We start from the raw sequence: 24,905 nt of genomic DNA on the forward strand, positions 1-24,905 counted from the left end.
CTCCACGGTGCCGTCCGGCCCCGCGGGGCCGGACGGCGAGTGCTGGATTACCCAGCCGGTCAGAGGGCTGCCACTGCCTCAGCAGCGGCCGAATTGGCGTGGGCGGCAGCGGCGACGGCCGCGGCGACGTCCTTGGTCACCTGAAGATCGAAGATGCTCGGGATGATGTAGCTGGCGTTGAGTTCATCATCCGCCACGCGGTTGGCGATGGCCTCGGCGGCCGCGACGAGCATGTCCGGCGTGATGTCGCTGGCCCCGGCGTCCAGAAGACCGCGGAACAGGCCCGGGAAGGCCAGCACGTTGTTGATCTGGTTCGGGAAGTCGCTGCGCCCGGTGGCGACGACGGCGGCGTGCTTGGACGCGACCACCGGGTCCACCTCGGGGGTCGGGTTGGCCATGGCGAAGACGATCGCGTCGTCGGCCATCGAGGCCACGTGCTCTTCGGCGAGGATGTTCGGAGCGGAGACGCCGATGAAGACGTCGGCGCCCACGAGCGCGTCGTGGAGGCTGCCGGAGAAGCCTTCCTCGTTGGTGTTGGTGGCGATCCACGTGCGGTGGTGGTCGTCGTAGCTCTCACCCTTGTGGATGGCTCCGGAGCGGCCGGCGGCGATGATGTGCTGAGCGCCCTGGGCCTTGAGGAGCTGGATGATGGCGGAGCCGGCGGCGCCGACGCCCGAGACCACGATCTTGACGTCCTCGATCTTCTTGCCCACCACGCGCAGGGCGTTGACGAGGGCCGCGAGGGTGACGATCGCGGTGCCGTGCTGGTCGTCGTGGAAGACCGGGATGTCGAGCTCGTCGCGCAGGCGGGCCTCGATCTCGAAGCAGCGGGGGGCGGCGATGTCCTCGAGGTTCACGCCGCCGAAGACGGGTGCCAGGAGCTTGACGGTGCGGATGATCTCCTCGGTGTCCTGGGTGTCCAGGCAGACCGGCCAGGCGTCGACGTTGGCGAACTGCTTGAACAGCGCGGCCTTGCCTTCCATGACGGGGAGGGCGGCGGCCGGGCCGATGTTGCCGAGGCCCAGGACGGCGGAACCGTCGGTGACCACGGCGACCGTGTTGCGCTTGACCGTCAGGTTGCGGGCGGCGGAGGGGTCTTCGGCGATCGCCATGCAGACGCGGGCGACGCCGGGCGTGTAGGCGCGGGACAGGTCGTCACGGTTGCGGAGCGGGACCTTCGGGACCACCTCGAGCTTGCCGCCGAGGTGCATGAGGAAGGTGCGGTCCGAGACGTGGAGGACCTTGACGCCGTCGAGGGCGTTCAGGGCGGCTTCGACGCGCTTGGCGTGCTCGTCATCCGTGGTGTTGCAGGTGACGTCGACGACGATGGTGTTGTGGTGCGATTCCGCCACGTCCAGTGCGGTGACGGCTGCGCCGGCGTTGCCGACGGCGGCGGCCAGTTCGCTGGTCGCGGTGAAGCTCGAAGGGGCCTCGACCCGCAGGGTGATGGAATTTCCGGGGCTGGGATTCGCCATTGAATTCTCCTCCAGTGTTGGGCCCGCGGAGCGTCAGCCTCCCGCGAGATGTTTTCGTATTATGGATATTATTCTCTACAAAGTGGAAAGACAAGAGCAATTGCTCTTGCTTCTGGACCGTTTCTAACTGTTGGATGGTAGGCAGACGGTCCACGGCTCTTTCCACTATGCGGATAAGATTTACCGGACGGTACCGCACCATACGCAACGAAGCGGGAAGGAGTTGAGATGGCTGAGAAGACCTCAGGCGGAGTTCAGTCCGTGGAACGCGTCTTTGAACTGCTGGAACTCATCACTGATGCGGGCGGAGACGTGACGCTCAGTGAGCTGTCCTCCTCCACGGATCTGCCACTGCCCACGATCCACCGGCTCCTGCGGACCCTCGTGTCGCTCGGCTACATCCGGCAGCTGCCCAACCGGCGCTACGCCCTCGGCCCGCGGCTCATCCGCCTCGGCGAGGCTGCCTCGATGCAGCTCGGCGCCGTCGCGCGCCCGCAGCTCAAGTTCCTGGTGGACCGCCTCGGCGAGACCGCGAACATGGCGGTGCTGGACACGGACATGATCATCTACGTCGCCCAGGTGCCGTCGCCGCACGCCATGCGCATGTTCACCGAAGTGGGACGTCGCGCGCACATGCACGCGACCGGCGTGGGCAAGGCGATCCTCGCCCAGCTCGACGACGAGACCGTGCGCGGGATCGTGCAGCGCGCCGGGATGCCGACGCCGACCGTCAAGAGCCTGGGCTCCATCGAGGCCCTGCTGGACGACCTCGCCCTGATCCGCGAACGCGGCTACTCGATCGACGAGGAGGAGCAGGAGCTCGGGGTGCGGTGCTTCGCCATGGCCGTGCCGAACGCGCCCACCCCGTGCGCGATCTCGGTCTCCGGCCCGATCACCCGCGTGGACCAGGCGTTCTCCGAGCGGGCCGTCCCGATGCTGACGGAGGCCGCCCAGGCCCTGTCCCTGGAGTTCAACCGGGTCTGAGCTCTCCTTCCCCCCACGCGAAGTCACGGATGGCGCCCCTACCGTGAGGTTTTAGGGGCGCCATCTGTGACTTCGCGGTGGGAGGCTTCGCAGTCCTGTGGATAACGTCTCACGAGGTGTGAGTGCGTGGGCAGAATGGGGCATGCCTCGTCGCCCTGCATCTCTGCCACCCGAGTTGGTGGGCACCTCATTCGCTCTCCCGCATTCCGACCGGCTGGGTGTGGCACGGAAACGGACGCACGGGCCGGATCTGCACGCTCCGTCGCGCGGAATACGGATTCCTTCGGTGACGGTGGCTTCTCATGCGGCCGCTCTGCGCGCCTACACGGAACTCGACCCGTCAGTCACCTTGGTGGATCTCAGCGCTGCTGGGATCTGGGGTGCGCCCTTGCCCTTCTGGATCCAGGCCTCCGCCGAGATCCGATTGGCTCGGCCGCGTGGCTCAGGGCAGCCGCGGCGGAAACGCGTCACCGGCCGGAAGCTGAGCTTCGCTCCGGGCGAGGTGGTCGTGACGGAAGGGGCCCGGGTGACTTCCCCGGCGCGAACGTTCCTCGACCTGGCCGAACTGCTCCCACTCCACGACCTCGTCGCCGTGGGGGATTACTTCGTCAGCGAGCACCCGGAATCCCACCCACGCCCGAAGACCCCGTTGTGTGCCACGGTCGACCTCCGTCGTGTCGTCGCGGCGCATCCGGGAAAGCGCGGGGTGAAGAACGCCCGAGCGGCGTTGGACCTCATCAGGGTGGGCGCGGATTCCGCGCAGGAGACTTACCTCCGCTTGGCCCTGACCGACCATGGGTTGCCGGAGCCGGTGCTCAATCATTCGCTGTACCTGCCCTGGCGAGGTCCGTGCGTCTGGCCGGACCTCGCCTATCCGGAGTGGCGGCTTTCCCTCCAGTACGACGGCGAGACCCACCGGGATCCCGCGCAGTTCCGTCGCGACTTCGAGCGTCAGCGGCTGACCGAGGAAACCGGGTGGACGGAGGTACGGATCGGCCACGGCGACCTCAAAGGAAGCCGGCCGTTCGCCGTCGTGCGTGTCCGGGAAGCGCTGATGAAGGCCGGTTGGGAGCCTTCGACACCGCGAGGGAACAGCTGATGCCCGGAAGAGTGCATCTTCCGGGCATCAGCTGTTCCCTCGCGTGGAGGGAGAGCGCTAGTGGGCCCCGCCGGATTCGACCTTGACTTCCTTGCCGTCGCAGTCGATGAGCTTGCCGTTCTCGAAGCGGTCACCCTCCCGCAGGCCGCGGAGGTCCTGCGGGGTGAGGACTCGGTCCGTGCCGGCCACGAACACCGAGGAGTTCTTGGAGTTGCCGGTCTTGAAGTAGTTGAACAGGAGGTTCAGCAGGATCGCCATGAGGGCGGCGGAGCTGATGCCGGAGTGGAAGATGGTCACGAACCAGTCCGGGAAGGCGTGGTAGATGTCCGGCTTGACCACGGGCAGCAGACCGAAGCCCAGCGAGGACGCCACGATGATGAGGTTCATGTTGCCCTTGTAGTCCACCGTGGACAGGGTGCGGATGCCGGACGCGGCCACCGTGCCGAAGAGGACGATGCCCGCACCGCCCAGGACCGGCATGGGCACGGCGCCCACCACGCGGCCCATGACCGGGAGCAGGCCGAGGACGATCAGGATGACGCCGCCGGCGCTGACCACGAAGCGGCTCTTGATGCCCGTGATGGCCACCAGGCCCACGTTCTGGGCGAAGGCGCTCTGGGTGAAGGAACCGAACACCGGGGAGACGGCGCTGGAGATCATGTCCGCACGGAGGCCGTCGGCCACGCGCTTGCGGTCCACCTTGGTGCCGACGATCTCACCGACGGCGATGATGTCCGCGCTGGTCTCGGTCAGGGTCACCAGGATGACGATGAACATGGAGATGATGGCGGCCACGTTGAACGTCGGGAGGCCGAAGGCGAACGGGGTCGGGAACGCGAAGATCGGTCCGTTGCCCACATTGGAGAAGTTGGCCTGGCCGGTGAACACGGCGATGACCGTTCCGATGACCATGGCCAGCAGGATGGAGAGCCGCGAGACGGTGGCGCTGCCGACCTTGGACAGGATCAGGACGATCACGAACGTGAGGCCCGCGAGCCCGACGTTGGCCATGCTGCCGTAGTTGTCGGCCTTGGCGTTGCCGCCCATGACCCAGTTGGCGGCCACCGGCATCAGCGTGAGGCCGATGGTGGTGATCACGGTGCCGGTCACCACCGGCGGGAAGAAGCGCAGGATCTGCGAGAAGAGCGGTGCGATCACGAGGCCGATGATCGAGGCCACGATCACCGAACCGAACACGGCCGGCAGGCCGCCACCCTGGGAGACGATCGCGCCCATGGTGGCGACGCCCGCGAACGACACGCCCTGGACCAGCGGGAGCTGCGAGCCGAAGAACTTGATGCCGAGGGTTTGGAGGAGGGTCGCCGCGCCGCCCATGAAGAGACAACTGGCGATCAGGACGCCGATCTCGTCCGGCTTGAGGCCCGCGGCCTGCCCGATGACGAGCGGCGGCGCGATGATCCCGCCGTACATGGTAAGGACGTGCTGGAATCCGTACGCGAAGGTGCTGCCGAGGGAGAGGCGCTCATCCTCCGGCCGGGTGGTGGGTTTGACGGTTGTTGCACTCATTTCAGACTTCCTGTCTGCCTAATGATTGATGGGGTGCCGCGGCGTTGCGGCGATCGGCCGGCATCGGTGGGGGCACCGGGGGCCTGGGAAGGTGGTGCGGCGCGTTCCGGCGCCATTGCCGGAAACGGTCACAAGATCAAGGGAACGACGACGCCGGGTCGCCGGGTGGGTGCGCTCCGGGAGGGGGTGTCACCCGGGCTGCGCTCGCGGCCGCCTCGGTGCAGAGCAGGCACGAGGGGCGCTGATGGCGCGCAGCCCGGGCGAGTCAGGGGATCAGCAGAAGCCGACGATGCCGTCCCAGGCGTTGCCCGGGTCGGAGATGGTCTCGCGCTCGAAGTTGGCCTCGATCAGGCCGTACGGGCGGTCCGCGGCGTAGAAGACCTCGCCGGGGTTGTCGAGACCGAACGGGGACAGGTCCACCACGAAGTGGTGCTTGTTCGGGGTGGAGAACCGCAGCTCGTCGATCTCCGGGTGTGCCGCGAAGACCTTCTGCGCCATCTGGAACAGGGTCTGCTGCAGCGCGTAGGAGTACTCCTCGGAGAAGCCTTCCAGGAGGAGGGCCTTCACCGACTCGTAGGTGGCGTTGTAGTCGATGCCGCCCTCGGCGACGGCGTCGTTGCGGTAGCGCCAGCGGGCCGAGACGTCGGTGGCCAGGATGCGGTCCGTGGTCTCCTGCAGCGTGGTGTACTTGTCCTTCGGGTAGCCCACGAAGCCGGACTGGGTGGACTTGAGGACCGTGAGGTCGTTCAGGCCGGAGATGACGTAGAGGTTGTCGCCGTCCTTGGTGACGACGGCGTTGCGCACTTCCTGGCCCTTGCGGACGAAGGAGTGGTTGTGCTCCTCACCGCCGGCGAGGATGCGCTCCCAGGCGAACTGCTCGGCTTCCCAGCGGCCGCCCGTGACCCACTCGAACTCGCCGGTGAAGTGGTTGGCCAGGCGGATGAGGAATTCCTCGGGGGAGCCGATGCCGTCACGGGCGAAGGCGAAGACGGTGTTCTTCTGGGTGTCGGTGGGGACCACGTGGGCGTTGTCGCCGTCGATGTGCGCCGCGGTGAAGTCGCCGCGGAGCTGCGAGGTGACGTTGAGATCCTCGATCTCGTGGCGGTCCGTGTCGCGGGTGATCTTGACGACGCGGTTCTCCGCCTTGCCGTACTGATTCTTGCCGAGGACGATGTTGTTGCTCATGGTCTAGTCCCAACTTTCCTGATGGATGCTCAGTCCACCGTTGTCGTGTCGTGCGCCGTGCGGCGCCTGTTGGCGGATCCCGGCACAAAAAAATAAGCCGACATCCGTGGATGCCAGCTCATTACGACCCTGCCTGCTGCTCTCAGGTATTCGTGATCTGCGTCACGAATTGAGAATCATCCTAGACCCGGGTTTCCGGTGTTGTAAATCACATTTTCCGACTGATTCAAAAGTGGCGATTGTGACAGTGGCGGTTGATGACGCCCCCGGAGGGGGTCTTGACGCCCTCCGACGCTCTTCGTAGACTTTTCACAGAACAGAAAAGTTCTTCCGCAATATGGAAGTGAGCGGAACATCAGCTACGGATCGTCCGCTCGGTGCGGACCCTGGGCGAAAGGTAAGGAGTAGATCATGCAGGATCGCAGCAGCACCACCCGGATTCACGAACTCGCGGCGCAGGCCCGCACTCAGGAGTTCTACCTGCCGCTCGGCGGCACCGATCCCGACTTCTGCCTGCCGGCCTACCGGCGGGCCCGCGAGGCGGAGGCGGCGAAGGGCCGTGCGGCCAACCGCTGGGTCAAGGGCCTGCCCTTCTTCCGCAAGTCCGCCTCCGGTTCCTGAGGCGCCGGTTCCTGACGCTCTGCTCCTGCCGGCGCGACGGCGGCCCGGCCGCCGTCGCGCCGAATGCGGAGTCTGAACTCCGCCCCCTGACCCAGAGAACCCCCGGTCGATGACGCCCGGGGGTTCTTCTGTGCGTGCAGTTCCTTCGTGGCTGCGGTCGACGACGCGACGTCAGGCGGAGATGATCCGGCGCGCGGCCGCGCTGTGCCGGCGGATGAGGTCCTCCAGATCCAGGCCCGGGATCGCGCCGTCGACCACGCGCCACTGTCCTCCGACCATGACGCGGTCGGCGCGGTCGGCGCCGCAGAGCAGGAGGGCCGCGAGGGGATCGTGGCTGCCGGAGAAGCGGAGTCCGTCGAGGCGGAAGAATGCGAGGTCCGCCTGCTTGCCCACTTCGAGGGAACCCAGGTCGGCCTCCCGCCCGAGCACGCGTGCCGATCCGAGCGTCGCCCAGCCGAGTGCGCGCTCCACCGGGATGTCCGCACCGTAGCGCAGGCGCTGCAGATAGAGGGCCTGTCGGGCCTCCTGGATCATGTTCGAGGCGTCGTTGCTGGCCGAACCGTCCACGCCGAGGCCCACGGGAGCTCCGGCGTCCTCCAGCTCGACCACCCGGGCGATGCCGGAGGCGAGGCGCATGTTCGACGTCGGGCAGTGCGCGACGCCCGTGCCTGCGGCGCCCAGCCGGGCGACCTCGGCGTCGTCGAAGTGGATGCCGTGGCCGAGCCAGCTCTGCGGCCCCAGCCAGCCGACGCTCTCGAGGTAGTCCACGGTGCGCAGACCGAACATCTCCCGGCAGAAGTCCTCCTCGTCGAGGGTCTCGGCGAGGTGGGTGTGCAGCCGGACGCCGCGGCGTGCGGCGAGCTCGGCGCTCTCCGTCATGATCTCCCGCGTGACCGAGAACGGCGAGCAGGGGGCGAGCGCGATGTGGAGATCGGCGTCGCGGGCGGTGGAGTGATAGGTGTCGATCAGCCGCTCGGCGTCCGCCAGGATGGTGTCGCCGTCCTGGACCACGCTCTGCGGCGGGAGTCCGCCGTCCTTCTCTCCGAGTGTCATGGAGCCGCGGGTGAGGGTCGCGCGCATGCCGAGGCTGCGGACGGCGCCGGCTTCGATGTCGATGGCGTCGTCGAGGCCGGCGGGGAAGACGTAGTGGTGATCCGCCGCCGTCGTGCAGCCGGAGAGGAGCAGTTCCGCCAGGGCGGCGGTGACCGCGAGCTCCAGGCTCTCCGGGGTGAGCCGCGCCCAGACCGGATAGAGGTTCTTCAGCCACGGGAACAGTTTGGCGTTCGCGGCCGGCCCCCAGGCGCGCGTGAGCGTCTGGTAGAAGTGGTGGTGCGTGTTGATCAGGCCCGGCGTGACGACGTGGGCCGAGGCGTCGAACGTCTCGTCGACCGGCGTCGCGGGGCTCTGGCCCGAAGCGAGGATCTCGGCGATCACCCCGTCCTCGATGACGATGCCGCCGCCGGCATCCTGCTCCGTGGCGGTGAAAGCGGCGAGGGGGTTCTTGATCCAGGTCCGGCTCATGGCTGGCGTCCTTCCGTGCGGGGAATGTATGCCAGCTCAGTTATGGCCTGTCTGCTGATCCAGGTGTCCTCAGAGTAGGGCCGGGCCGGTTCGCGGTCAATCATGACCGCCTCGCTGAGAGCGCGGGACCACCAAACCGGCGGCGTCCTCCCAGCTCAGCCGCGCTGTTCCGCAAGACGGAAATCAAATTTCAAAAAAGTGTGGCGCAGCTCACAGGTCCTCTGCTAGATTCGTTCCTGCCAAAGGCGGGCACCCCGAACACGGGACGCTATCTACCAGGCGTTACAACACATCCTTCACAGCACAACGTTGGATCCTGGTCGACGAAGCCCGCGCAGCTCTCAGTGGCTTTCGCGTGGCCGGATCCAGCCTTCGCAAGGGAGTCTCTGAGATGAGCACCACCGCCACCAAGGAATTGGCCGCCGCAGTCCAGCTGGCCACAGACAACGTCCTCAACAACGGAGGCCCGTTCGGCGCCCTGATCGTCACCTCCGACGGTCACCGCTTCGACGGCGTCAACCGCGTCACCGCCACCAACGATCCCACGGCCCACGCCGAGGTCACCGCCATCCGCACCGCCTGTGCGGCGCTCGGCACCTTCGACCTCAGCGGCGCCACCCTCTACACGAGCTGCGAGCCGTGCCCCATGTGCCTCGCTTCCGCGCTCTGGGCCCGCGTCTCCCGCGTGGTCTTCGCGGCCGACCGCCATGACGCGGCCTCCGCGGGCTTCGACGACGCCGTCTTCTACGACTACTTCGACAAGCCGGAGACCCGGGGCATCATGCCGGTGGTCCGGGCCGAGCTGGACGCCGAAGGCCCTCAGCGCATGGACCCCTTCACCACCTGGAACACGCTCGACTCCCGGATCGATTACTGAGGGAGGCGTCCCCGATGTCCATCACCTCAACCCAGTCCGGTACTCAAGGCGGGAATTCAGGGAACACCAGCGCACGGGGCAGGAAAGCCGGTTCGTCCGGCGGGGCCGCCCCGACCAGCGGAACCCCGGGCGGCACGAGTCCCCTGGACCGCTTCTTCGAAATCACCCGGCGCGGCTCCACGGTGGCCCGTGAGATCCGCGGCGGCGTGGTCACCTTCTTCACCATGGCCTACATCGTGGTGCTGAACCCGCTCATCCTGGGCGGCTTCTCGGCCGACCGCGCCCCACGGGACGTGCTCGGAGGCTGGCTCCCCGCCCTCCAGGTCGGGGCCGTCACCGGCCTGACCGCCGGCGTCATGACCATCATCTTCGGTCTGGTGGCCCGGCTGCCGTTCGGCCTCGCCGCGGGCCTCGGCATCAACTCCTTCCTGGCCGTCTCCGTCATCCACGAAGTCACCTGGCCCGAGGCCATGGGCCTCGTGGTCATCAACGGCATCCTGATCGTCCTCTTCGGCATCACCGGCGCCCGGACGGCCATCTTCAAGGCCGTGCCCAAGGAACTGAAGGCGGCCATCACGGTCGGCATCGGTCTGTTCATCGCCTTCATCGGCTTCGTGGACTCCGGGTTCGTGACCCGCACTCCCGGTGGACCGCCGGTCCAGCTCGGCACCGACGGCTCCATCGCCACCATTCCCACGCTCGTGTTCATCATCGGGCTGCTCCTCATGAGCGTCCTCGTGGCACGCAAGGTGCAGGGCGGTCTTCTGATCGGGATCGTCGTGGCCACCATCCTGGCGGTCGTGGCGGAACAGGTCTTCCACATCGGCGCCGCCGGCCCCGACAACCCCGGTGGCTGGCACTTGAACACCCCGGTCATCTCGGGACAGCTGGTCTCCGTGCCGGACCTGTCCCTGGTGGGTCAGGTCGACTTCTTCGGAGCGTTCGGCCGGATCGGCGGCCTGGCCGCGACCATGCTCGTCTTCACCCTGGTGTTCACCAACTTCTTCGACGCCATGGGAGCCATGACCGGCCTGGCGAAGAGCGCGGGGCTGTCCTACAAGGACGGCACCTTCCCGCGGCTGAAGAGCGCCTTCATCGTGGAAGGCTTCGGCGCGGTGGCGGGCGGCCTCAACAGCGGCTCCTCGAACACCGTCTACATCGACTCGGCCGCCGGGATCGGCGAAGGCGCCCGCACCGGCCTCGCATCGATCGTCACGGGCCTGCTGTTCATCGGCTCGATGTTCCTGACCCCGCTGACGTCCGTGGTCCCGCTCGAAGTGGCCGCCGGAGCTCTCGTGGTGGTGGGCGCGCTCATGATGTCCCAGATCCGGGAGATCCGGATGGACAAGTTCTCCGTGGCCCTGCCCGCCTTCCTGACCATCGTGACCATGCCCCTGACCTACTCGATCGCGAACGGCATCGGCGCGGGCTTCATCTCCTGGACCGTGGTCGCCACGGCCTCGGGGAAGGCCCGCAAGGTCCACTGGCTCATGTGGGTGGTGACCGTGGGATTCCTGGTCTACTTCGCCCGCGGCCCGATCAACACGCTGATGGGCGTCTGACGGGAACCGCCCCGCAGGGGGCATCCTGACAGGAACATCCGGCGCACCGGCGCTGGACGTCCCGCACGTGAGAAGCAACCCCAAGGAAAGGAGGAGCGCGGTGCTGGAACTCGGACGGCATTTCGACGGCTGGGCCCCCGCCCGCGACGGCGAGGACCTGGTGGTCGCGACCATCGTGGCCACGAGCGGTTCCACACCGCGCCCCGCGGGGACGTCCATGCTCGTCGCCGCGGGAGGCGGCATCCTCGGCAGTCTCTCCGGAGGCTGCGTCGAGGGCGCGGTGGTCGCCGCGGCGCAGGAGATCCTGTCCTGCGGCGGGGCCCGTCGCGAACGCTTCGGCTACAGCGCCGAGGACGCGTTCGCGGTGGGACTCACCTGCGGCGGGGAGCTGGAGATCCACCTGAGCCGGCTCAGCGAGCCAGAGCGGAAGGCCCTCGCCTCCGCGCCGGTGGCCCTGCTCCGCCGCCTCGACGACGACGGCGCGCCCGCAGTGACGCTGGCCGCGCCGTCGTCGGTGGCCGGCATCGCCCGGGAGGCCTGGGTGGGCCTGCTCGGTCTGGAGGGCGCACCCGAGCCGGTCCAGGAGGAACTCCTGGCCCGGGCACGCACCCAGGTGGAGCCGCTGCTCCGGCAGGGCCGCTCCGGGCTCGTCCGGGTGGCGCCGCCCGAGGGCTGCCACGACGGCGAGGCCGGCACGCGCCCGCTGGAGCTGTTCGTGGAAAGCCGGCTTCCCGCGCCGCGGGCCGTCGTGGTCGGGGCGAACGACTTCTCCGAAGCGCTCCTGCCGGTCCTGAAACTCCTGGGCTTCCACGTCACCCTGTGCGACGCCCGGCCCGGGTTCGCGGCCCAGGCGCGGTTCGCCCCGGCCGACTCCGTGGAGCGCACCTGGCCGCACCGCTACCTGGAACGACAGGCCGGGGAGGGGCTGCTGGACGAACGCAGCGTGCTGTTCGTCCTCTCGCACGATCCCAAGTTCGACGTCCCCCTGCTGCTCACCGCGCTGCGCCTCGACCTGGCGTATGTCGGGGCCCTCGGGTCGCGGCGCAGTGACCGCCAGCGCCGCGCGTCCCTCGTGGAGCAGGGGCTGGAACCCGGTCTCCTGGACCGGCTGCATTCACCCATCGGACTGGACCTCGGCGCCGTCACCCCGGCGGAGGTCGCGGTGTCGATCGCCGCGGAGCTGGTGGGCGTCCTGCACGGCGCGCCCGGGACCGCAGGTTCCCTCTCGCGGGGGAGCGGCCCCCTGCATCACGGACCACCTCACTGACCCTCTCACCAGGCCGTGTGCTCACGGCCGACACATCGGAAAGACCCTGCCGCCGGCGGCGGGACGGCGCGACGAAGCACCGTCCCGGCGCCGGGGCATCGCAGCAAGGAGGACGACATGGACATGAACACCATCGAGCAGGTGGTGCCCACAGCCGACCCGGCGCAGTGGCGTGACGGGGATGCGTGGCTGGCCGGCGGGACGGTCCTGTACTCCTACGGGAGCAGCACCCTGAAGAGGCTGCTGAGCCTGCACGACGCCGGCTGGGAGCCGGTGACCGTGCACGAGGACGGGCTCGAACTCGCCGCCACGTGCACGGTGGCCCGCGTGTACGCGCTGCCCGGCGAACTGGCGGGCCGTGCCGACTGGCCGGGCCTCGCGCTGTTCCGCCCCGCCTGTGACTCCTTCGTGGCGTCCTTCAAGATCTGGAACATGTCCACCCTGGGTGGCAACCTCTGCACCTCGCTGCCCGCCGGTCCCCTGATCTCCCTGACCGCGGGGCTCGACGGCGTCGCGCTGATCCTCTCCCCGGACGGGACGTCGCGGCGGGTGCCGGTCGCCGGCTTCGTGACCGGCGACGCGCGGAACGTCCTGGCGCCCGGGGAACTGCTGCGGAGCGTCTTCCTGCCCGCGAAGGCCCTGCGCGCCCGGGTGGCGTTCCGGCGCCTCTCGCTCAGCAAGCTCGGCCGGTCCGGTGTGCTGCTCATCGGACGCCTGGACGAGGACGGGACCTTCGTCCTCACCATCACGGCGTCCACGAAGCGGCCCGTCCAGTTGCGATACGAAGGGGCGGCAGGGTCGCAGGCGCTCCCGGACGCGTCGGCCCTGACTCGGGACATCGAGACGGCGGTCCCGGACACGCTCTGGCATGACGACATCCACGGGCTTCCCGCGTGGCGCCGGGACATGACGCTGCGGCTGGCACGCGAGATCCTGGCCGAGCTGGGCGGTGCAGCGACCGCGGGAGGCGGGGACGGCGTCGTCGTGTCCGGTGACTTCTGGCCGCCGGTCGCGCCGAAGGAGGCGTCCGCGGAGCTCGCCGCCATCGGACTGGACGCGCTCGCCACGGACCCCACCCGCGACGCGATCGTCATCAACGGCGTCCCCGCCACAGCCGAGCCGCGCGCCGGGCAGTGCCTCCGGACCTTCCTGCGTGAACAGGGCAACACCGGCGTGAAGAAGGGCTGCGACGGCGGCGACTGCGGGGCGTGCACCGTGCACGTCGACGGCAAGCCCGTGCATTCGTGCCTCTACCCGGCCGCGCTCGCCGGGGGCCATGAGGTGACGACCATCGAGGGCCTCGCCGCCACCTGCTCGAACGGTCACGGCGACCACGACGCCGATGCCCCGGGTGACGCCGGCGCCCTCCACCCGATGCAGCGCCGGTTCCTGGAGTCCCAGGGCTTCCAGTGCGGCTTCTGCACGGCGGGCATGATCATGACCAGTGCCACCTTCTCCGAGGAGCAGAAGCAGGACCTGCCCCGGAACCTGAAGGGCAACCTCTGCCGCTGCACCGGCTACCGCGCCATCGAGGACGCCATCCGGGGCGACGCCGACGGCGAGAACCGCGGCCACAGCGGCGGCATGGGGGACAACGTCCCCGCCCCGGCCGGGCCGGGCGTCGTCACGGGCGCCGTGCGGTACACCCTGGACAAGGATCCCGCGGACTTCCCGGGCCTGCTGCACATGAAGCTCCTGCGCTCGCCGCACGCGCACGCCCGGATCGTCTCGATCGACGCGTCGGCCGCTCTGGCCGTGCCCGGCGTCGTACGGGTCTTCACGCACGAGGACGTCCCGGACCTCCTCTATTCCACGGCGCAGCACGAGCTGGTGGAGGACGACCCGGACGACATGCGCATGCTGGACACCGTGGTGCGGTTCGTCGGGCAGCGGGTGGCCGCCGTCGTCGCCGATTCCGTTCAGGCCGCCGAAGCGGGTGTCCGGGCTCTCGAGGTCGAGTACGAGGTGCTGCCCGCCGTGTTCACGCCGGAGGAGGCGATCCTCCCCGGGGCGCCGACGGTGCACGGAGAGAAGGACGGCGCCGTCGCCCGGATCTCCCGCCCGCAGGACAACGTCCTGGCCGAGCTGCACTCCGAGCTGGGGGACCTGGACGCAGCGTTCGCCACGGCGGACGTCGTGCACGAGAAGGAGTACCGCACGCATCGTGTCCAGCACGTGGCGCTGGAGACCCACTGCTCCATCGCCTGGGTGGAGGACGGCGTGCTCACGGTGCGCTCCTCCACGCAGGTGCCGTTCCTGGCCCAGCGGACCCTGGCCCGGATCTTCGGCCGGCCGCGGGACAGCGTCCGGGTCCTGACGGGCCGCGTCGGCGGCGGTTTCGGCGGGAAGCAGGAGGTCATCACGGAGGACCTCGCCGCCCTGGCCGCCCTGGAACTCGGGGTGCCCGTGCAGCTCGAATTCACTCGTTCCGAGCAGTTCACGGCCACCACCACGCGCCACCCGTTCCACATCCGGCTCAAGGCCGCGGCCCGCCGGGACGGCACGCTGACGGCGCTCCAGCTCGACGTCCTGACGAACACCGGGGCCTACGGCAACCACGGCCCGGGCGTCATGTTCCACGGCTGCGGCGAGTCCGTGGCGGTCTACAACTGCGCCAACAAGCGGCTCGACGCGCAGGCCGTCTACACCCACACCCTGCCCTCCGGCGCCTTCCGCGGCTACGGTCTCAGCCAGATGATCTTCGCGGTCGAGTCCGCCATGGACGAGCTGGCACACGGGATCGGCATGGACCCCTGGGAGTTCCGCCGGAAGAACATGGTCCGGAAGGGCGACCCCATGCTCTCCTCCCACAGCGAACCCGAGGAGGACGTGCTCTACGGCAGCTACGGCCTGGACCAGTGCGTGCAGCTCGCCGAGGACGCGCTGCGCCGCGGCGCCGAGCGGGAGGCGTCGTTCGGGGCGGAGCTCGGCGAGGAATGGCTCGTGGGGGAGGGGAGCGCGTTGTCCATGATCGACACGGTCCCGCCGCGCGGGCACTTCTCGCACAGCCGGGTCTCCCTCGGGGCCGACGGGCGGTACCTCGTGGAGTTCGGCACGGCCGAGTTCGGCAACGGCACCACCACCGTGCACACCCAGCTCGCGGCGGAGGCGCTCGGCACCAGCACCGACGCCGTCGACTACCGGCAGGCGGACACGGCGAACACCCGGCATGACACCGGGGCCTTCGGGTCCACGGGGACCGTGGTGGCGGGCAAGGCGACGCTCGCGGCGGCCACGGAACTCGCGGACCGGCTCCGTGCCCTGGGCGCCGATCTGCTGGGCGCCCCGGTGGAGGACTGCGTCCTGGGGCCCGACGGCGTCGCCCACCCTGGCGGGACGGTGAGCCTCGAGCGGCTGCACGCCGCCGCCGTCGAGCGTGGACTGTCCCTGGTGGCCGACGGCGAATGGGGCGGCACGCCGCGCTCCGTCGCCTTCAACGTGCACGGCTTCCGGGTGGCGGTCAGCCGCGTGACGGGCGAGATCCGCATCCTCCAGAGCGTCCAGGCCGCCGACGCCGGCAAGGTCGTCAATCCGCGCCAGTGCCGGGGCCAGGTGGAGGGCGGGATCGCGCAGGCACTGGGCGCGGCGCTGTACGAGGCGGTGCGGATCGACGACACCGGCCGCGTCTACACCGACATTCTGCGGCAGTACCACATCCCGACCTTCGCGGACACGCCACGGAGCGAGGTGTACTTCGCCGAGACCGAGGATTCCACGGGTCCGCTGGGCGCCAAGTCCATGAGCGAGAGCCCGTTTAACCCGGTGGCTCCGGCCCTGGCCAACGCTCTCCGACAGGCGACGGGTGTCCGGTTCAGCACGCTCCCGCTGACCCAGGACGCCGTGTACCTGGGGCTCAAGGAGGCGGGCCTGACGCTGGTGTAGACGGCGCCGCGTGACCGGCACGTGCCGTGGGCCCGGGACCTCAGGTCCCGGGCCCGCAGTGCGCTCACGGTTCGGCTGTCAGGGTTCCCGAAGTCACCCGTCCAGCAGCGGCAGATCCGCCGGGGTGTCCACGTCCCGTCCGTCGCCCCAGGCCTGGCAGTCGACCAGGTCCAGCAGCTCAGGATGTGCCCTGAGGAAGTCCCGCGCTCCGGCGTCGCCGTGCGCCGAGTCCGCGACGGCAGCCAGCAGCGAAGCGTCGAACAGCACCGGGTGCCCTCGTTTCAGCGTGCCCGACGCGTCGGGGTACGCCGCGGCGGTCACCCGTCCCGGCCGGTGTGCGGCCAGCAGCGCGGCGACGGTTTCCGCGGTGAGCGCGGGCTGATCCACCAGGGCGACGAGCGCGTGACGCCCCGGCGGCGCGGCCGCGAGCCCGGTCTTCAGCGAGCCTCCCATGCCGCTGGGCCAGTCGTCGTTGACCACGACGGCGCAGTCCGCCAGCGCGGCCTCCTCCCGCACCCGCCCGGCCTCCGCCCCCAGCACCACGACGACGCCGTGGCAGCCGCCGTCGTGCAGCACGGCCGCGAGGTGGTCCACCAGGGGAGCGCCGTGGCGGCGCAGCAGCGCCTTGGGCCCGAGGCCCAGACGGGCCCCGGCGCCCGCGGCGAGGAGTATGGCCGTGGCCGCTGTGCTCGGGGTCATGCTGTCACCCTAAGTCCTTCCCGCGAGACGCCGAAAGGTGCCCGTATTCCTCGCGGATACGGGCACCTTCCGGCGTCTCGGCGCGTCAGGTGGGTCAGGCGTCGCCGCCCGCGCCTCCCGTGGTTCCGGCGGTCACGTCGAGCAGGCTGTACTTCTCGATCGCCTGCGCCGGGGCCTGGGGGTCGACCTTGCCCTGGCGTGCGAGCATCTGCAGGGTCTTGACCACCACGGAGTGGGTGTCGTTCTTGAAGAAGCGGCGCGCGGCCTGGCGGGTGTCGGAGAAGCCGAAGCCGTCCGCGCCGAGCACGCCGTACTCGTTCGGGATGAACTGGCGGATCTGGTCCGGCACGGCCTTCATGTAGTCGGACACGGCCACCACGGGGCCCTCGGCGCCTTCGAGCTGCCGGGTCACGAACGGCACCCGCGGCTCCTCGCCCGGGTTCAGGAATCCATGCTCCTCGGCGGCCAGGCCGTCGCGGCGCAGTTCGTTCCAGCTCGTGACGCTCCAGACGTCGGCGGCCACGCCCCAGTGCTCGGCGAGGATCCGCTGGGCGTCCAGGGCCCACGGGACGGAGACGCCCGAGGCGAGGATCTGGGCGCGCGGCTTGCCGTCGGCGTCCTCCGCGGCGGAGAGCTTGTAAATGCCCTTGAGGACGCCCTCGACGTCGAGGTTCTCCGGCTCGGCCGGCTGGGTGATGGGCTCGTTGTACACCGTGAGGTAGTACATGAGGTTGCGGTCCTCGGAGTCCGGGCCGTACATCCTCTCGAGGCCGTCGCGGAAGATGTGCGCGATCTCGTAGCCGTACGCCGGGTCATACGTCACGACGGCGGGGTTCGTGCTCGCGAGCAGCGGCGAGTGGCCGTCGGCGTGCTGGAGTCCCTCGCCGGTGAGCGTGGTGCGGCCGGCGGTGGCGCCGATGATGAAGCCACGGGTCATCTGGTCCGCGGCGGCCCAGAAGGAGTCGCCGGTGCGCTGGAAGCCGAACATCGAGTAGAAGACGTAGATCGGCACCAGGGGCTGGCCGTGCGTGGCATAGGCGGTCCCGGCCGCGGTGAACGCGGCGACGGCGCCGGCCTCGTTGATCCCGGGGTGGATCAGCTGGCCGAGCGGGGACTCCTTGTAGGCGAGCACCAGTTCGCGGTCCACGGACAGGTAGTTCTGGCCCTTGGGGTTGTAGATCTTGGCGGTCGGGAAGAACGCGTCCATGCCGAAGGTCCGGGATTCGTCCGGGACCACGGGGACCAGGCGCTTGCCGAAGTCCTTGTCCCGGAGGAGGTCCTTGAGCATGCGGACGAAGGCCATGGTGGTGGCGGCCTTCTGCTTGCCGGATCCCTTCTTGGCGACCTCGTAAGACTTCGCGTCCGGGAGCGTCACCGGCACGTGGTCCGGACGGCGTTCGGGGACGGAGCCGCCCAGGGCCGCGCGGCGCTCCAACATGTACTGGATCTCGGGTGCGTCGGTGCCGGGGTGGTAGTACGGCGGACGGTACAGGTCCTTTTCGAGGACCTCGTCGCTGATCGGGATGCGCAGCAGATCGCGGAAGGCCTTGAGGTCCTCCATCGTCAGCTTCTTCATCTGGTGGGTGGCGTTGCGGGCCTCGAAGTGCGCGCCCAGGCCGTAGCCCTTGACGGTCTTCGCGAGGATGACGGTCGGCTTGCCCTTGAACTCGGTCGCCGCCTTGTAGGCCGCGTAGACCTTGCGGTAGTCGTGGCCGCCGCGCTTGAGGTTCCAGATCTGGTCGTCCGTCAGATCGGAGACCAGTTCCTTCGTCTGGGCACTGCGCCCGAAGAAGTGCTCGCGGATGAACGCGCCGTTCTCCGCCTTGAACGTCTGGTAGTCGCCATCGACGGTGTCATTCATGATGTTCACCAGAGAACCGTCCCGGTCCTTCGCCAGCAGGTCGTCCCACTCGCGGCCCCAGACGACCTTGATGACGTTCCAGCCCGCGCCGCGGAAGAACGCTTCGAGCTCCTGCATGATCTTGCCGTTGCCGCGCACCGGGCCGTCGAGTCGCTGGAGGTTGCAGTTGATCACGAAGTTGAGGTTGTCGAGCCCCTCGTTGGCCGCGAGCTGGAGGAGGCCGCGGCTCTCCGGCTCGTCCATCTCGCCGTCGCCCAGGAACGCCCACACCTGCTGGTCGCTCGTGTCCTTGAGGCCACGGTCCTGGAGGTAGCGGTTCGCCTGCGCCTGGTAGATGGCGTTCATGGGGCCGATGCCCATGGAGACCGTGGGGAACTCCCAGAAGTGGGGCATCAGGCGGGGGTGCGGGTACGAGGAGAGCGCGTGGCCCTCCTTGGACTTCTCCTGGCGGAATCCGTCCAGATCCTCCTCCGTGAGGCGGCCTTCCATGAACGCGCGGGCGTACATGCCGGGCGAGGCATGTCCCTGGAAGAACACCTGGTCGCCGCCCCCGGGGTGGTCCTTGCCGCGGAAGAAGTGGTTGAAGCCGACCTCGTAAAGGGTCGCCGCGCCGGCATAGGTGGAGATGTGGCCGCCGACGCCGATGTCGGCCCGCTGCGCGCGGTGCACCATGATGGCGGCGTTCCACCGCATGGCGCGGCGGTAGGCGCGCTCGTACTCCTCGTTGCCGGGGTACTCGGGTTCCTGATCGGCCGGGATGGTGTTCACGTAGTCGGTGGTCGTGACCATGGGGACGCCCACGGACTGTGCCCCTGCCCGCTGCAGCAGCGAGCGCATGACGAACTGAGCGCGCTCCGTGCCCTGCTCACGCACCAGGGCGTCGAACGATTCAACCCATTCACCGGTCTCCTCGGGATCCGAGTCCGGCAGGTTGTTCGTGAGCGTACTCAGGATGGAGGGCGTGATTTCTTCAGCAGCCACAGGGGACCTCTCTTCATCGAATGGTTGGGCTGGCGTCGCGATGGCAACGTCTTTCCGACATGCGAAAAAATAATTTTGTCTATCGAGATTATCGGGCAGTCTGCGCAACGTCAACGGGATCGCCCACCGTTCGGATTGCGACAGTGCGGGCCACGGAGGACCCCTGCCGCCCCACCAGGGGCGACGCTCCGAGTGGCCAGACTGGTATGCCAAATGTGACTGCGGTCACCGCGGAACCATTGACCGCCTGTGATCCGGGCCATATTCTGTATTCCATACTTCAATAAATCAGTTCCGCATTATGGAAGCCGGCCCAATGGGGAGTCCGCGACCGACGGGTGCGGAACCGTCAGCATCGAAACGGAGCACCCATGCAGACGAACCCCAGCGGCGTCGATCCCACCACCCCGGTGGCGACTCAGCCAGGTCCGGGAACGCCGGACCATCACCACCACCATCACCACGACTTCACGGGTGACCTTCCCCGGATGTCGGAGCTGACCGGCGTCGAACTCAGCCCGCAGCTGTACAACAAGGACCTCGCCCCCACCCGCAAGGCCGGGCGCACCTGGACCGCGTACAGCATCTTCACCCTCTGGGCGAACGATGTGCACAGCCTCGGCAACTACGCGTTCGCGGTGGGCCTCTTCGCCCTCGGCATGGGCGCCTGGCAGATCCTGCTGGCGCTCGGCGTGGGCGCGGTCCTGCTGTTCCTCCTGCTGAACTTCTCGGGGTTCATGGGGCAGAAGACCGGTGTCCCGTTCCCGGTGATGAGCCGCATCAGCTTCGGCATCCGCGGCGCGCAGATCGCCAGCGTGGTGCGCGGCGCCGTCGCGGTCGCGTGGTTCGGCATCCAGACCTATCTCGCCTCGGTGATCTTCCGGATCATGATCATCAAGCTGATCCCGGGCCTGGCGCCCCTGGACCGGAACGACATCCTCGGCCTGTCCACGCTCGGCTGGATCGCCTTCGTCATCCTCTGGATCGTGCAGCTCGTGATCGTCAGCTTCGGCATGGAGATGATCCGCAAGTACGAGGCGTTCGCCGGACCGATCATCCTCGTGACCATGGCCGCCCTGGCCATCTGGGTCTTCGTCCAGGCCGGCGGCACCATCGAGATCAACGGCATCAAGCACATGGACGCCGGCGAGACCTGGCGGAACATCTTCGCCGGCGGCGCCCTGTGGGTCTCCATCTACGGCACCTTCGTCCTGAACTTCTGCGACTTCACCCGCAACGCCGTGGGCAAGAGCTCGATCGTCAAGGGCAATTTCTGGGGCATCCCGATCAACATGCTCCTCTTCGGCGGCATCGTGGTGGTCCTGGCCGGTGGTCAGTTCAAGATCAACGGAACCCTCATCACCTCGCCGTCCGACGTCGTGCAGCTGATCCCCAACACCCTCCTGCTGGTGCTGGCCTGCCTCGCGCTCCTCGTCCTCACGGTGGCCGTGAACCTCATGGCCAACTTCGTGGCCCCGGTCTACGCGCTGACCAACCTGTTCCCCAAGCACCTCGACTTCCGCCGGGCCGCCTGGGTCAGTGGCACCATCGGCCTGATCATCCTGCCGTGGAACCTCTACAACAACCCGTTCGTCATCGTGTATTTCCTCGGCGGCCTGGGCGCCCTCCTCGGCCCGCTGTTCGGCGTGGTCATGGCGGACTACTGGCTGGTCCGCCGCGGCAAGGTGGAAGTGGTGAAGCTGTACACCGAGGTCGAACAGGGCCCGTACTTCTACAAGCGCGGCTTCAACCCCAAGGCCATCACGGCCCTGGTGGTGGCCGCCGCCGTCGCGGTGCTGATCGCCTTCGTCCCGGCCCTGGATCACCTGGCGGCGTTCGCCTGGTTCTTCGGAGCGGGCATCGGTGCTCTGGTCTACTACCTCATCGCGGACCGCGGCGCCCGATACCTCGACTCGGACGGCGAGGTCATCGCCGTGGCCAGCACGCACTAGCCCGCCGGCTCACCGACGCAGACACCGGCAGAGCCACAGACACCGACAGAAGACGACGGCGGGGCGCGCCCTCCGCGCCCCGCCGCATCCTGGGGAGAGACCTATGAAAATCCTGGTTGCCAACGTCAACACCACGCAGACCATGACGGACTCCATCGCGGCGCAGGCCCGTGCCGTCGCCGCCCCCGACACCGAGATCGTGGGCATCACGCCGCGGTTCGGCGCCGACTCCTGCGAGGGGAACTTCGAAAGCTACCTCGCCGCGATCGCGGTCATGGACTCGGTCGTGAACTACGACGGCGAGTTCGACGCCGTCGTGCAGGCCGGCTACGGCGAGCACGGCCGGGAGGGCCTGCAGGAACTGCTCGACGTCCCGGTCGTCGACATCACCGAGGCCGCCGCGAGCACCGCGATGTACCTGGGCCACAAGTACTCCGTGGTCACCACCCTGGACCGGGCCGTGCCGCTCATCGAGGACCGGCTCAAGCTGGCCGGCCTGGACGACCGCTGCGCCTCGGTCCGCGCTAGCGGCATGGCCGTGCTCGAACTCGAGGAGCACCCGGAGCGCGCCGTCGAGGCGATCGTCCGCCAGGCCGAGCTCGCCGTCACGGAGGACAAGGCCGAGGTGATCGTGCTCGGCTGCGGCGGCATGGCGAACCTGGACGAGCAGATCCGGGAGCGCTGCGGCGTCCCGGTCGTGGACGGCGTGGCCGCGGCCGTGCTGGTCGCCGAATCGCTCGTGCGGCTGGGCCTGTCCACCTCGAAGGTCCGCACGTATGCGGCGCCGCGGCCCAAGACGGTCATCGGCTGGCCCATCACGCAGGGTCCCGTACGGTAGTCCCCAGCACAGCCCGGTTCCAGGAAGAGCAGGATCGATCATGAACACCACCGACAGCGCAGCCCAGCCGACGGACGGCGGGCTCCCCGCGAGGATCGCGGTCGTCACGGGCGCCGGGTCCGGCATCGGCCGCGCGGTCGCACGCCTCTTCCTGGCCGAGGGCTGGGGCGTGGTGCTCGCCGGGCGGCGGGCCGCCGCACTCGAGGAGACCGCGGCCGGCTCGCCCCAGGCGCTCGTGGCGCCCTGCGACGTGACCGTCCCCGACGACGTCGCGCGCCTCTTCGCCGCGGCCCGTGAGCGTTTCGGACGGGTGGACGTCCTGTTCAACAACGCCGGGATCTTCGGCCCCAGCGGGGCGGTGGACACGGTGGACGCCGCGGGCTTCGAGGAGACCCTGCGGATCAACGTCACCGGATCGTTCCTCTGCGCCGCCGAGGCGGTGCGCGTGATGAAGGAGCAGGAGCCGCAGGGCGGCCGCATCATCAACAACGGCTCGATCTCGGCGCACTCACCGCGTCCCCTCTCCGTGGCCTACACCGTGAGCAAGCACGCCATCAGCGGTCTGACGAAGAGCATCGAGCTGGACGGCCGGCCGTTCGGCATCACCTGCGGCCAGATCGACATCGGCAACACCCGCACGGAGATCATGGACGTGATCGGCGTGGGGGACGGAGCGCTGCAGGCGGACGGTTCGCGCAAGGTGGAGCCCATGTTCCCGGTCGAGGACGCAGCCCGCGCGGTGCTCCTCATGGCGTCGATGCCGCCGAGTGCTTCGGTGGGCAGCCTCCTGGTGACGGCGGCCGGAATGCCCTTCGTCGGACGCGGCTGAGGGCCTTCCGTGAAGGGCCCGGAATTATGAGCCATTCCGAATAAAGCGGATATTACTGATTTCACATGATGGAAACAAATTATTCCCTTGTGGAATCGATGTGATCTTCGTTACCTTGGGGTTCACCCGGAAGCCGGGCGCAATCCCAAGAGAATGGTTCAGGACATGAAGATCCCCACCGAAGCGGAGCTGAAGGCGAGTTCGGCCCCGCGGACGAAGACGCCGCAGTGCCGGCCGCTCTTCCTCCAGATTCTGATCGCCGTCGTCGCAGGTCTCACGATCGGGCGATTCAGCCCGAGCGTCCCGGTGGGGGGACGCCATGTCTGACAACCAGAGGGCCGTGGATCAGAACTCGGCCACCACGCCGCTTCCGGTGAACATCGCGCGGGCGGGCAAGAAGGGCTGGGTCCGCTGGTCGATCGGCATCCTGCTGTTCTTCGCGGTGCTGATCAACTACATCGACCGCAGCTCGATGTCCGTGGCGGAGCACGACATGCGGATGGAATTCGGCATGACCGAAGGCCAGATCGGCATCATCCTCGGCAGCTTCGGCTGGACCTACGCCATCATGCAGATCCCCATGGGCATGCTGCTGGACAAGATCGGGATCAAGTGGGTCATGCGGGTCGCGACCACTCTGTGGGCGATCTCCTGCTTCCTGACCGCGGCGGTCAGCGGCATGGGCCTGCTCCTGGTCGCCCGGCTGATCCTCGGCCTCGCGGAGGCCCCGATCTTCCCGGGCGCCATGAAGACCACCGGTTACTGGTTCCCGCGGTCCGAGCGCGGCATGGCGACCGTGATCTTCGACAGCGGCCAGCGCCTCTCCAATGTGATCGGCTTCCCGATCGTCGGCGCCGCCGTGGCCATGTTCGGCTGGCGTGGCGCGTTCATCACCATCGGTGTCCTCAGCCTCATCTACACGGCCGTCTTCTTCATCCGTTACCGCGACCCGAAGGAGATGAACCGCAAGGGCAAGCTGAGCGACGCCGAACTGGAGCACATCGTCTCCGGTGGGGCTCAGGATGAGGACGCCCCCAAGCCCAACCCCCTCAACAACCTCGGCTACATCCTGCGCCAGCGCAAGGTGTGGGGCATGTCGCTCGGTCTCGGCTGCGCCGGCTATGTGCAGTGGATGCTGCTCACCTGGCTCCCGGGCTTCCTGCAGTCGCAGATGCACATGGACGTCGCCAAGTCCGGCCTCGTCACCGCGGTTCCGTGGCTGTTCGCCGTGATCGTCCAGTACGCCCTGCCGGGCTGGTGGCTCGACCGCCTCATCAAGAACGGGAAGTCCAGCACCACCGTCCGCCGCGTCTTCATCATCGGCGGCATGCTGCTGGCCATCACGATCGCCGGCACCGCCTTCACCACGGACCTCTTCTGGTCACTCGTGTGGATCACCCTCGGGACCACCGGCATCACCATCGCCTTCAGCGTGACGAACTCGCTGCCGGCCCTGATCGCCCCGGAAGGCGCCGTGGGCGCCACGGGCGCCGTCATGAACACCGTGAACAACATCATCGGCACGACGGCGCCGATCGTCACCGGCTTCATCGTCCAGTTCACGGGCAGCTTCGCGATGGCGTTCGTCGTCGCCGGCGTCATGCTGGTCATCGGCATCATCTTCTACACGGTGGTCCTTGGACGGATCGAGCCCATCCCGCCGAACCCGGCGACCCTCACGGAGCAGGCCGCCTGAGGCCCTTCGCTCGCAGAACGCCCCAGGGGCGCGGTGTGAACCGCGCCCC

Annotated in this window: 18 protein-coding genes and 1 pseudogene; 13 read left to right on the plus strand and 6 right to left on the minus strand. The window is 68.6% G+C overall.

The features are described from left to right. Positions 1–59: 59 nt before the first annotated feature. Entirely contained in the window at positions 60–1,475 is a 1,416-nt protein-coding gene (locus BLV63_RS04375; RefSeq protein WP_066216008.1) for an NAD-dependent malic enzyme, read from the minus strand. Positions 1,476–1,703: 228 nt separating this feature from the next. Between BLV63_RS04375 and BLV63_RS04380 the strand changes: the two genes are divergently transcribed. Both BLV63_RS04380 and BLV63_RS04385 read left to right on the plus strand, forming a co-directional pair. Further along, entirely contained in the window at positions 1,704–2,459 is a 756-nt protein-coding gene (locus BLV63_RS04380; RefSeq protein ID WP_066216006.1) for an IclR family transcriptional regulator, read from the plus strand. Between the two features lie 286 nt (positions 2,460–2,745). Then, positions 2,746–3,558 (plus strand): putative endonuclease domain-containing protein, encoded by an 813-nt coding sequence (locus tag BLV63_RS04385; RefSeq protein ID WP_254780457.1) that lies wholly within the window; start codon positions 2,746–2,748, stop codon positions 3,556–3,558. 57 nt (positions 3,559–3,615) lie between these two features. Here the strand turns inward: BLV63_RS04385 and BLV63_RS04390 are convergent, their stop codons facing one another. Beyond that, a complete protein-coding gene (locus BLV63_RS04390) occupies positions 3,616–5,085 on the minus strand; it encodes a nucleobase:cation symporter-2 family protein (protein WP_066216004.1) in 1,470 nt (489 codons plus the stop codon). A gap of 273 nt (positions 5,086–5,358) precedes the next feature. Beyond that, positions 5,359–6,270, minus strand: coding sequence for a factor-independent urate hydroxylase (gene pucL / locus BLV63_RS04395; RefSeq protein WP_066216003.1), 912 nt, complete (start codon positions 6,268–6,270; stop codon positions 5,359–5,361). Between the two features lie 411 nt (positions 6,271–6,681). On the opposite strand from pucL, the gene BLV63_RS04400 reads away from it, so the two are divergent. Further along, positions 6,682–6,891: a hypothetical protein gene (locus BLV63_RS04400; protein WP_066216002.1), complete on the plus strand. Its 210-nt coding sequence runs from the start codon at positions 6,682–6,684 to the stop codon at positions 6,889–6,891. A gap of 171 nt (positions 6,892–7,062) precedes the next feature. Here the strand turns inward: BLV63_RS04400 and BLV63_RS04405 are convergent, their stop codons facing one another. Next, positions 7,063–8,412 carry an 8-oxoguanine deaminase gene (locus tag BLV63_RS04405; RefSeq protein WP_066215999.1) on the minus strand — a complete coding sequence of 450 codons (1,350 nt, stop codon included), beginning with the start codon at positions 8,410–8,412 and terminating at the stop codon, positions 7,063–7,065. Positions 8,413–8,803: 391 nt separating this feature from the next. Between BLV63_RS04405 and BLV63_RS04410 the strand changes: the two genes are divergently transcribed. The 5 genes and pseudogenes from BLV63_RS04410 (at position 8,804) to BLV63_RS04430 (ending at position 16,000) form a co-directional block, all read left to right on the plus strand. Next, positions 8,804–9,289, plus strand: a complete 486-nt coding sequence (locus BLV63_RS04410; RefSeq protein WP_066215998.1) for a nucleoside deaminase — start codon at positions 8,804–8,806, stop codon at positions 9,287–9,289. Between the two features lie 14 nt (positions 9,290–9,303). Then, positions 9,304–10,851 carry an NCS2 family permease gene (locus tag BLV63_RS04415; protein ID WP_066215995.1) on the plus strand — a complete coding sequence of 516 codons (1,548 nt, stop codon included), beginning with the start codon at positions 9,304–9,306 and terminating at the stop codon, positions 10,849–10,851. 100 nt (positions 10,852–10,951) lie between these two features. Continuing rightward, the gene (locus tag BLV63_RS04420) at positions 10,952–12,118 is read left to right on the plus strand and encodes an XdhC family protein (RefSeq protein WP_066215994.1); all 1,167 of its coding nucleotides are present in this window, start codon (positions 10,952–10,954) and stop codon (positions 12,116–12,118) included. A 123-nt stretch (positions 12,119–12,241) separates the two neighbouring features. Then, positions 12,242–12,691: pseudogene (locus tag BLV63_RS19205) on the plus strand (FAD binding domain-containing protein); the annotation flags it as partial. 477 nt (positions 12,692–13,168) lie between these two features. Then, the gene (locus tag BLV63_RS04430; RefSeq protein ID WP_066216085.1) at positions 13,169–16,000 is read left to right on the plus strand and encodes a molybdopterin-dependent oxidoreductase; all 2,832 of its coding nucleotides are present in this window, start codon (positions 13,169–13,171) and stop codon (positions 15,998–16,000) included. 93 nt (positions 16,001–16,093) lie between these two features. Here the strand turns inward: BLV63_RS04430 and nboR are convergent, their stop codons facing one another. Together nboR and aceE are read right to left on the minus strand one after the other, a co-directional pair. Next, positions 16,094–16,699, minus strand: coding sequence for a nicotine blue oxidoreductase (gene nboR, locus BLV63_RS04435; protein ID WP_066215990.1), 606 nt, complete (start codon positions 16,697–16,699; stop codon positions 16,094–16,096). 94 nt (positions 16,700–16,793) lie between these two features. Beyond that, positions 16,794–19,541 (minus strand): pyruvate dehydrogenase (acetyl-transferring), homodimeric type, encoded by a 2,748-nt coding sequence (gene aceE / locus BLV63_RS04440; RefSeq protein WP_066215988.1) that lies wholly within the window; start codon positions 19,539–19,541, stop codon positions 16,794–16,796. 371 nt (positions 19,542–19,912) lie between these two features. On the opposite strand from aceE, the gene BLV63_RS04445 reads away from it, so the two are divergent. The 5 genes from BLV63_RS04445 to BLV63_RS04460 all read left to right on the plus strand — a co-directional run bounded on the left by BLV63_RS04445 (position 19,913) and on the right by BLV63_RS04460 (position 24,856). Next, complete coding sequence (locus BLV63_RS04445; RefSeq protein WP_066215986.1) at positions 19,913–21,493, plus strand: NCS1 family nucleobase:cation symporter-1; 1,581 nt, start codon at positions 19,913–19,915, stop codon at positions 21,491–21,493. A 103-nt stretch (positions 21,494–21,596) separates the two neighbouring features. After that, positions 21,597–22,331, plus strand: coding sequence for an aspartate/glutamate racemase family protein (locus tag BLV63_RS04450; RefSeq protein WP_066215984.1), 735 nt, complete (start codon positions 21,597–21,599; stop codon positions 22,329–22,331). Between the two features lie 40 nt (positions 22,332–22,371). Next, complete coding sequence (locus BLV63_RS04455; RefSeq protein WP_066215982.1) at positions 22,372–23,160, plus strand: SDR family oxidoreductase; 789 nt, start codon at positions 22,372–22,374, stop codon at positions 23,158–23,160. A gap of 165 nt (positions 23,161–23,325) precedes the next feature. Next, positions 23,326–23,487 (plus strand): hypothetical protein, encoded by a 162-nt coding sequence (locus BLV63_RS18625; protein ID WP_157412736.1) that lies wholly within the window; start codon positions 23,326–23,328, stop codon positions 23,485–23,487. Further along, positions 23,480–24,856: an MFS transporter gene (locus BLV63_RS04460; RefSeq protein ID WP_066215981.1), complete on the plus strand. Its 1,377-nt coding sequence runs from the start codon at positions 23,480–23,482 to the stop codon at positions 24,854–24,856. Before BLV63_RS18625 ends, BLV63_RS04460 begins: the two co-directional genes overlap by 8 nt. Positions 24,857–24,905 lie beyond the last annotated feature (49 nt).

The organism is Arthrobacter woluwensis, assembly GCF_900105345.1.
GTDB lineage: Bacteria > Actinomycetota > Actinomycetes > Actinomycetales > Micrococcaceae > Arthrobacter_E > Arthrobacter_E woluwensis.